Here is a 2,286-nt window from a genome sequence, read left to right as displayed (position 1 = left end):
CTCAGGCGCCGGGTCACGGGCTCGTAGCTTTCGGGTGGCTGGCCGGCATAGACTTGGCACATGGTATCCTCCCCTCCTCCGGCTTCCGGCCTCATCCCGCCAATGCCGAAGTCCCGGGTCGAATTTGACGCGCTTGCGCCCATGGAGCAATGGCCGCGTAAGGGGGGAACAGATGATTGAAGACCGCGCAAATTCTGCAGGGTGCAGTCCGCAGCCCCCCGCCTTTCAGGAGATTTCTCGATTTCAACGCTTCGCCCAGTGACGCCACCCATCCCCTAAAGGCGTTGGCGATGGCGCCCGCCCCTGAAGGCAGGCGCGCTTTCTGATGCCGCACTCAGTTCGCAGGCTGCCCCTCGGGCGCGGTCTCTGCGCTGCCGGACATGTCGCCGGACTCGGCTTCCTGCTCGGCGGCCTCGCGGTCCGAGGCGGGCTGACCGCTAGCGGCGTCCTGTCCCGCCTCACCGGAGGCAGCCGGCACCGCCCCGGCCCCGCCCGCAGGCGCGTCCGGTGCCGAGGCGGTGGCCGCATCGCTTCCGCCGGCCGTGTAGACAAGGATCGCGCCGGCGTTCTCCAGCCCTGCGGCGCCTTGGCCCTCGGGCGTCTGCACCCCGCCCTCTGAATCGGTCAGCAGGTAGATGGTCCGGCCGCCGTCCGCGATCTCGATGTCGCGCGGGCGGTTCATGCCGAGATAATAGCGCGTGAACCCTGCCCCCTCGCCCGCCGCGGGGTCGAAGGCGTAGATCGAGCCGTGCTTCATCGCGGTGCTGAGTAGCCGGCCGTTCAGTTCTGCCACCTCGCCCTCGTACCAGGCGATGGAGGACGGCCCGATGCTGGGTCGGCAGAAATATCCGAAATCCTCGCAGCCCGCGGGCGGCGTGGTCACGGTGAACATGGTGGCGATGGGGGCCACGTAGTTTTCCGGCGCCTGCCACTCGCTTTCCTTCTGCTGCGGCACGCTGTCGGGCTGGGGCTGCGAGGGACCGATCCATTCCAGTTGCGCGCAGGGCTCAGACGCTTCGGACCAGCGGGCATGGACGTAGAAGTTGTCGTCCTGCTGACCCGCCACATGCGGCCAGCCGTAGTTGCCGCCCGCCCGGATCACGTTGATCTCGTCGTCGGTGTCCGGCCCATGTTCGTTGGAATAAAGCGTGCCGTCCGGCGCGAAGGCGATCCCTTGCGGGTTGCGGTGGCCGTAGCTGAAGATGTGGCTGCGGACTCCCTCGATCTCGGGGTTGTCCTCGGGGATGGAACCGTCGAGGTTCAGCCGCAGCACCTTGCCCTGGTAGGCAAAGTAGTCCTCGGCGCCCAGCTGCTCGGCAGTGGGTAAGGTCTGGGCCTCAATGGGGTAACACCAGTTCGCAAGCTGGTTGTGGCCCATGTCGCCCACCGTCAGGTAGATCATGCCGTCCGGTCCGATCACCATCCGCCCCGAGTTGTGGTCGTTGTTGGCGGGAATCCCGGTCAGCACGTCGGTCGGGTTCGACAGCCGCCCCGTCGCCGCGTCGTAATCAAGGCGGACGACCTTGTTGAAGATGTCATGGTAGGGATCGGCCACGTCGGGCCGGGTGGGATCGGTGCGGGCCTCGTCCTTGTAGCTCACATAGACGAAGACTTGCGGCGTGCTGCCGAAATCCGGGTGGAAGGCGAAGCCCATGATGCCGGTCTGGGCGCCGTTGGTGATCTCGGGCAACTGGAACTCGAAGGCGCTCAGCAGGCTGCCGTTTCCGGGGTTGACGCGGACCAGCCTGCCGGCGGTGCGTTCCGTCACCCAGAGCCAGCCGTCGGGACCGACGCGGAGCTCGAAGGGGTTGCCGAGGCCCTGGACGAGGACCGCCTTTTCAAAGGGGAACTCGGCGGCGGTCACGTCCTCGGGGGACTGCTGGGCGGCTGCCGGGGCAAGCAGGGCGGCAGTCAGGGCGGTGGAAAGGCAGAGGGTGGTCCGGACACGCATCGCGAGGGCTCCTGTGATGGCGACTGCGGGGGCGCGGCGGCGCTGAAAGGGCGACGGTCGGCGCGGTCAGGCGGCCATTGGGGAACGCCGGATGCCGCGGCGGCGTTCCCGCGCATCGAAGCGCCTTGACCTGCCGCGCTGCCCGTTCAGGCTGAAGCGTTCCGGGGGCACCGGGCATGGCTTCTGGGCGGCAGGCGCCCGGCCATCAATGGAAATGCAAGCGTTCGTCCGGGCTGTGGCCGCAGCGGACTGCCATGCCGTAAAGGCGGGTGAGGTTGGCGGCGGCCAGCGCCTGCGCAACGGCGGCAAAGGCGATCACGCCACCGCGGTTCAGC

1 protein-coding gene is annotated in these 2,286 nt (G+C 68.0%); it reads right to left on the bottom strand.

Features of this window, described 5'->3' with window-relative positions; genetic code table 11:
* Positions 1-334: 334 nt before the first annotated feature.
* On the bottom strand, positions 335-1,951 hold the full coding sequence (locus Q4F04_RS15515) for a glucose/sorbosone family PQQ-dependent dehydrogenase (RefSeq protein ID WP_303370689.1): 1,617 nt from the start codon (positions 1,949-1,951) through the stop codon (positions 335-337).
* Between the last annotated feature and the right edge of the window lie 335 nt (positions 1,952-2,286).

The sequence above is a fragment of the Paracoccus sp. (in: a-proteobacteria) genome (genome assembly GCF_030536915.1).
In the GTDB taxonomy this organism is placed as follows: domain Bacteria; phylum Pseudomonadota; class Alphaproteobacteria; order Rhodobacterales; family Rhodobacteraceae; genus Paracoccus.
The sequence above is the reverse complement of the archived record's forward strand: the minus strand, read 5'-3'. Positions and strand labels throughout refer to the sequence as shown.

Excerpts from the sequence above, each read along its gene's own strand:
- Q4F04_RS15515 (WP_303370689.1), bottom strand. The coding sequence starts at position 1,951 with ATGCGTGTCCGGACCACCCTCTGCCTTTCCACCGCCCTGACTGCCGCC.